The sequence below is a fragment of the Bradyrhizobium sp. P2_E8 genome (assembly GCF_056403875.1).
Genome location: NZ_JBFUES010000377.1, coordinates 1 through 6,697 on the forward strand (window position 1 = coordinate 1; position 6,697 = coordinate 6,697).

6 protein-coding genes are annotated in these 6,697 nt (G+C 66.3%); 4 read left to right on the forward strand and 2 right to left on the reverse strand.

Annotation, left to right across the window (positions count from 1 at the left end; all coding sequences use genetic code 11):
• Positions 1-758: PAS domain S-box protein (locus AC1D00_RS20860; protein ID WP_477011968.1), on the reverse strand; the 758-nt coding region annotated here is incomplete at its 3' end.
• Positions 759-921: 163 nt separating this feature from the next.
• Positions 922-1,554, reverse strand: a complete 633-nt coding sequence (locus tag AC1D00_RS20865) for a cupin domain-containing protein (protein ID WP_135175621.1) — start codon at positions 1,552-1,554, stop codon at positions 922-924.
• Positions 1,555-1,772: 218 nt separating this feature from the next.
• Between AC1D00_RS20865 and AC1D00_RS20870 the strand changes: the two genes are divergently transcribed.
• From AC1D00_RS20870 to AC1D00_RS20885, 4 genes are read left to right on the forward strand one after another with little or no spacing between them, the layout of a single operon-like run.
• On the forward strand, positions 1,773-3,464 hold the full coding sequence (locus AC1D00_RS20870; RefSeq protein ID WP_477011969.1) for a peptide ABC transporter substrate-binding protein: 1,692 nt from the start codon (positions 1,773-1,775) through the stop codon (positions 3,462-3,464).
• 27 nt (positions 3,465-3,491) lie between these two features.
• The gene (locus tag AC1D00_RS20875) at positions 3,492-4,442 is read left to right on the forward strand and encodes an ABC transporter permease (RefSeq protein WP_404553559.1); all 951 of its coding nucleotides are present in this window, start codon (positions 3,492-3,494) and stop codon (positions 4,440-4,442) included.
• A 3-nt stretch (positions 4,443-4,445) separates the two neighbouring features.
• A complete protein-coding gene (locus tag AC1D00_RS20880) occupies positions 4,446-5,321 on the forward strand; it encodes an ABC transporter permease (RefSeq protein ID WP_477011970.1) in 876 nt (291 codons plus the stop codon).
• 43 nt (positions 5,322-5,364) lie between these two features.
• Positions 5,365-6,693: an NAD(P)/FAD-dependent oxidoreductase gene (locus tag AC1D00_RS20885; protein WP_135175618.1), complete on the forward strand. Its 1,329-nt coding sequence runs from the start codon at positions 5,365-5,367 to the stop codon at positions 6,691-6,693.
• The last annotated feature ends 4 nt before the right edge of the window (positions 6,694-6,697 follow it).

Below are 6,697 nucleotides of genomic sequence, written 5' to 3' on the forward strand. Positions count from 1 at the left end.
GGATTGTCCTTCACGGCGTCGGCAAGGATCTCGATCGTGCCGGTGATCACGGTGAGCATGTTGTTGAATTCGTGCGCGATGCCGCCGGTGAGTTGCCCGACCGCCTCCATCTTCTGGGCCTGGATCAGCTGCTCCTCGGCGGCGCGCTTCTGGGTGATGTCCTTGACGAAATTGTTGATGATGGTGCGCCCGCCGAGCCGGAGTGCCGTGCTCGACGCCTCGACCAGGATCGCATCGCCGTTCCTGTGCAGCAGGCTCACTTCGATGCGGATGCCGATCGGCGTATCCGACAGTTCCGGCAACAGCCGCATCATGCGCTGCCTGAAGCCGGCGCGGAGCGGCTCGGCGACGAGGAGGTCGACGACGTCGGCGCCGATGGCCTCCTGCCGCGACCATCCGGTCAGGGCTTCGGCCTGAAAGCTCCATTCCACGACGATGCCGCGTTCGTCGGTCTGAATGAAGGCGTCGAGCGCGGTCTTGATGATGGCTTGCGTCATCTGTGCGCTCTCGGCGACGGCCTTCGCCCGATCGGCCAGTTGCGCGGAAGCCCGCTCGGCCTGCGACGTCGCGATCGCGCGCGTGCAGAGACGCGCGAGCAGCACCGCAACGACACCGCTCGCCATCAGGGCGATGAGCTGGGCCATGCCGAACCCGCGCGGGCCGGCGGTGCCGGTCACGGCATAGGAGGCGAGAAGGAGTGCGGCGGTCACGACGACCTGGGCGGCCATCGCAAATGTCACAACCCCCCTGAGTTTCATGGTCTCACACCCAAGACGCCAGCCGCGGACCGTGCCGGCCCCGCCCTGTCGAGGGGCCAGCTTCATGTGAGCTACAGATTCCGTGCGTTTCCGTCGAGGGGCAATTTCCGGTGGCGCGGGGCGGCCGTCCGTCCCGGAGACGAGGCCCGGCCTGCCTCGGGCTTCAACCAGCCGGCGAATCTGTCTGGCGCAGCGTCGTCACCCAGATCGCGCGCGCCACCTGCTGGGTCGGGTTGTCGAACATGTGCGGCACGATGCTCGGGAAACGAAAACTGTCGCCGGCCTCGAGCACATGGGCCTGGTTGTCGAGCCACAGGCGCAGGCTGCCGGACAGGATGTAGCCGGCCTTCTCGCCGGTGTGCTGCAGGAAGTCGGTGCCGGACGAGGCGCCGGGATTGAGCGTGAGCTCGTAGAGTTCGAGCTGGCCCTTGCCATCGGGGGTGAGGGCTTCCTTGACGACGCCGCTGGCGGTGAGGCGCAGCAGGCGACGGCTGTTCTTGCGCACGATGTAGCGCTGCACGTCGGCGGAATCGGTGGTCTCGAAGAAATAGGAGATCGGGACCTCGAGCGCGATGCTGAGCAGGCGCAGCGTGCGGATCGACGGCATGGCGCGCGCGCGTTCGAGCTGGCTGATCATGCCGTTGGAGAGGCCGGTCTTGTTGGCGACGTCCTGGATCGAGAGGCCGGCGCGCTGACGCAGCAGTCGGACGGTTTCGCCGAGACGCTGGTCGACCGCATCGTCGGCCTCGATCGTTGGAGCGTCCTTCGGGCCGTTGGTATCGCCGCGACCATCCATGTCGCTCTCCCATGCATCTTCTCAGCCTTGGACCGCATCGGTCCGAGACTTCAATCGGAGTGAAAAGGTCGCGCATCCTAGCAATGTCATTGACAGCTGTATTTAGTCATGATGAACTTTTGATTGAAAAATTTAGAAGCACTAAAGCCCACTCCTGTCCCTTTGCCGGGGTCTGGGGACGCGGGAGACGGTGCCGCGTGCGACAACGGAGAGTGGTCATGGCAAGCGACACCGGCAAGTTCGGCGTTGGGGCAGTGCATCTCGGCATTCCGAATCGCCGTCAATTCTTCCAGCTCGGGGCCGGCGCCGCCGCGGGATGGAGCCTTGCAGGCAGCGCCTTCGCGCAGACCGAGCGCCCGACCAATCCGCCGGACAAGCCCCGCGGGCAGGTGATTGCGGCGCTGTCGCAGGAGCCGACCGTCTTCCATCCGCTGATGCCAAACATCGAGGTCGATCAGGGCATCTGCTGGCAGGTGTTTTCGCCGCTCTGGTACATCGATCCCGACGGGAATTTCGTTCCCGACCTCGCCCGCGAAGTCCCGACCCTCGAGAATGGCGGCCTGTCGACCGACGGGTTGACCTGGAAGATCAAGCTGCGCAGCGACGTGAAGTGGCACGACGGCACGCCGTTCACGGCGGAGGACGTCAAATTCTCCATCGAGCTGATCAACAATCCCGGTTTCCGCGCGCGCAGCCGGGTCGGCCATAGCCTCGTCAAGGACATCACCGTCGTGGCGCCCGACGAGATCCATTGGCGGATGGAAGCGCCCTATTCGCCCTATATGTCGATCCTGGGGTCGTTCACCTTCATCGTGCCCAAGCACATCCTGGAGAAGGTGTCCGATCCGAACGCTTCGCCATTCCACAATGCGCCGGTCGGCACCGGCCCGTTCCGCTGGGGCGAGCGCGTGCCCGGCGACCACATCCTGCTGAACGCCAACACCGGCTACCACGGCAAGGGGCCGTACGTCGAACGCGTGGTGTTCAAATACATTCCCGACCTCACCGTGCTCTACACGCAGTTCCGCACCGGCCAGGTCGACTATACGGGCCTCGCGGGCATCCTGCCGAACTTCGTGCAGGAGGCGAAGACGCTGAAGGGCCGCAAGATCTTCGTCTCCTCGACCTCCTCGGTGGAGCATATCGCGCCCAACCTGGAATTCGGTCCCTTTGCCGACCGCGCCGTGCGCGAGGCGCTCTATCTCGGCATCAACAAGCAGGCGATCATCGACGCGCTCTATTACGGCCTGCCGACGCAGACCGAGAGCTTCGTGCCGAAGCAGGCCTGGTCGTTCCAGCAAGGGCTGCCGCAGCACAAATACGATCCCGCCAAGGCCAATGCGCTGCTCGATGCTGCGGGCTGGGTCCGCGGCTCCAGCGGCATTCGCGAGAAGGGCGGCGTCAAGCTCGAATTCACCAACTCGACGACAGCGGGCAGTGCCGTGCGCGAGCAGTGCCAGCAGCTCCTGATCCAGGACTGGCGGGCCATTGGCGCGACGATGCGCGTCAACAACATGCCGGCGGCCGTGATCTGGGGCGACTTCTGGCAGCAATCGAAGTTCAATTCGGTGATCGTCGGCGTGAACTTCATGCTGGGCAGCGACCCCGACGTGACGCCGCGCTTCGGCTCCGGTGCCATTCCCGCCAAGGGCGGCCGCGGCTACAACACTTATCAATACCAGAACGCGGAGGCCGACCGGCTGCTTTCCCAAGGCGCCAAGCAATTCGACCTGGCGCAGCGCAAGGCGACCTATGGCGAGCTGCAAAAGCTCATCCGCAACGACCTCGCTATCCTGCCGCTGTTCCAGAGCTTCATCGCCGAGGGCGTGAAGGAGGGGCTGCAAGGCTTCCGTCCCAACATCAACATGTCGATCAACAGCTGGAACATGCGCGAATGGTATTGGGCCTGATGTCTCCGGCTCGCTGGATCGCCTGAGATGGCCCGTTACGTCGCCAATCGCCTGGCGCAGGCGATCATGCTGCTTGTGATCGTCTCGGCGATCGGCTTCGCCATCCTGCATCTGGCGCCGGGCGGTCCGCTCTCGCAGTTCGCCGCCTCCGCGCAGATGACGCAGGAGGATCTCGACCGCGTCACCAAGCAGCTCGGCCTCGATCGGCCATTGCCGATCCAGTATCTCGACTGGTTCGGCCGCATGCTCAAGGGCGATTGGGGCCGCTCCTATCGCGACAGCGAGGCGGTGCTGTCCGTGATCTCGTCGCATCTCGGCGCCACCCTGGAGCTGATGGCGACGGCGACCATCATCGCGGTCCTGCTCGGCTGCTGGATCGGCGTGCTCGGCGCGCTGCGCCGCTATTCGCTGTTCGATACGCTGGCCACCGTCGGCGCCATGATCGCGCTGTCGATCCCGACCTTCTGGTTCGGCCTCGTCACCATCTACATCTTCTCGGTGAAGCTCGGCTGGCTGCCGGCCGGCAACCGCGAGACCGTCGGCGACGGCTCCTTCCTCGACCTGCTGCATCACCTGATCGCGCCGGCCCTGGTGCTGGCGCTGGTCGAGACCGCGATGTGGGGCCGCTTCATGCGCTCTTCGATGCTCGAGGTCATCCACCAGGATTACATCCGCACCGCGCGCGCCAAGGGCATGCCGGAATGGCGGATCCTCACCGTGCACGCGCTTCGCAATGCGCTGCTGCCGATGATCACGGTGGCCGGCCTCCAGTTTCCGACGCTGCTCGGCGGCGCGCTGGTCGCCGAGACGGTGTTCACCTGGCCCGGCATGGGGCGTCTGTTCCTCGATTCCATCGGCTATCGCGACTATCCCGTGGTGATGGGCATCCTGATGTTCTCGGCGACCATGGTGCTGATCGGCTCGCTGCTCGCCGACATCTTCTATGCCGTCGTCGATCCGCGCATCCGGGTGGGTTAGGCGATGACGAGTGCGGTTCTCTCCACCGACCAGCTCGCGCCCGGCCAGGCCGCCTGGCGGCGCTTTCGCCGGCACCGGCTCGCGCTCGCAGGCGCCGTGATCATCCTCATCCTCGTCCTCGGTTCGGCGTTGGGCCCTTACCTGCTGCCGTTCGACGACACCTATATCGACATCATGAAGCGGTTCGCGCTGCCGCTCTCGGGCGCGCACATCCTCGGCACGGACGAACTCGGCCGCGACGTGCTGGCGCGGCTGATGATGGGCGGACGGGTGTCGCTCTCGATCGGCATCGTCGCGATGGTGATCGCGATGGCGGTCGGCATCGCCGTCGGCGCCTTCGCCGGCTTCTATGGCGGCGTGGTCGGTGCGGTCCTGATGCGGCTCGTCGACGCCGTGCTGTGCTTTCCGACCAYCTTCCTGCTGCTCGCGCTCGCGGCCCTGACCGAGCCCGGCCTCGTCACCACCACCGTGCTGATTGCGGCAACCGCCTGGATGGCCGTCGCTCGTGTCGTCGAGGCCCAGGTGCGTTCGCTGCGCGAGCGCGAATTCGCGGTGGCGGCGCTGGCCTTCGGCTCGTCGAACCTGCGGATCATGTTCCGCGAGCTCGTGCCCAACGCGATCGCGCCGATCGTGGTCGCGGCGACGCTGAACGTCGCCAAGGCGATCCTGCTCGAATCCTATGTCAGCTATCTCGGCTACGGCATCCAGCCGCCGGCCGCGAGCTGGGGCAACATGCTCAACAATGCGCAGATCTATCTCACCAGCGCGCCGTGGCTCGCCATCGCACCGGGCCTTGCCATCACGCTCGCGGTGACGAGCTTCAACTTCCTCGGCGACGGCCTGCGCGATGCGCTCGATCCCAGGATGAACATCCCATGACGAGCCGACGAGCTTCGATCGAACTGAATACCAGGAGTGCCCCATGTCCCCGCCGCTCAACCGTATAAATAGCGACGAACGCCTGCCGGCGCAGGTGGATGTCGTCGTCATCGGCGGCGGCGTGATCGGTGTGTCCGCGGCCTATCATCTGGCGAAGAAGGGGCTTTCCGTCGCGCTCGTCGAGAAAGGGCATGTCGGCGGCGAGCAGTCGAGCCGCAATTGGGGCTGGTGCCGCCAGCAGGGCCGCGCGCGTGAGGAGATTCCACTGGCGCGCGAGGCGCTGCGGCTGTGGGAGGACATGCAGAACGACGCCGGCGTCGATGCCGGCTTCCGCCGCACCGGCGTGCTGTTCCTGACCAAGAGCAAGGACGAGCTCGCCGGCTGGGAGCGCTGGGCCGCGATCGCGCGCGAGCAGCAGGTTCACTCCACCGTCCTGACGCCGGCCGAGGTCGCCGAGCGCCTGCCCGGCAATGCCGACAAATGGGTCGGCGGCCTGCACACGCCGAGCGACGGACGCGCCGAGCCGTCGATGGCGGTGCCTGCGCTCGCGACCGCCGCGCGAAAGCACGGCGTCACCATCCATCAGGGCTGCGCCGCGCGCGGGCTGGAGACGACCGGCGGGCGGGTCAGCGCCGTCGTCACCGAGAAGGGCACCATCCGCACGCAATCCGTGCTGCTGTCGGGCGGCGCCTGGTCGTCGCTGTTCTGCCGCCGTCACGGCATCGAGCTGCCGATCGGTCTCGTCAACGCCACCGCCTGCCGGACCACGCCGGCGCCGGAGATCACGTCGGGTGCGCTCGGCACCGACTTCTTCTGCATCCGCCGCCGCCTCGACGGCGGGTTCACGCTGGCGCTGCGCAATCGCGGCACGGTCGAGCTATCGCCTGATCTGTTCCGCTACGCGCGCACCTTCTGGCCGACCTATCTGCATCGCCGCAACGGACTGAAGATGTCGTTCGGCAAGTCGTTCTTCGACCAGCTCATGCGCGGCACCAGCTGGAGCTTCGACAAGCCGTCGCCGTTCGAGACCGAGCGCGTGCGCGATCCCGCGCCCGACATGTCGCTGGTCAGTGCGGCGCTGGCGTCACTGATCAAGTCCAACCCCGAATTGAAGGACATCGAGATCGCGGAAGCCTGGGGCGGCACGATCGACTGCACGCCCGATACGATACCGGTGATCTCGCCGGTCGATGCGCTGCCGGGCTTCTTCCTCGCCACCGGCTTCTCCGGCCACGGTTTTGGCATCGGCCCCGCGGCCGGCAAGCTCGCCGCCGACATCGTGACCGGCTCGACGCCGCTGGTCGATCCGGCGGCCTACAGCCACAAGCGCATGATCGACGGCCGCCGGCTCGCGCCGGTCAGCCCGTTCTGAGGGC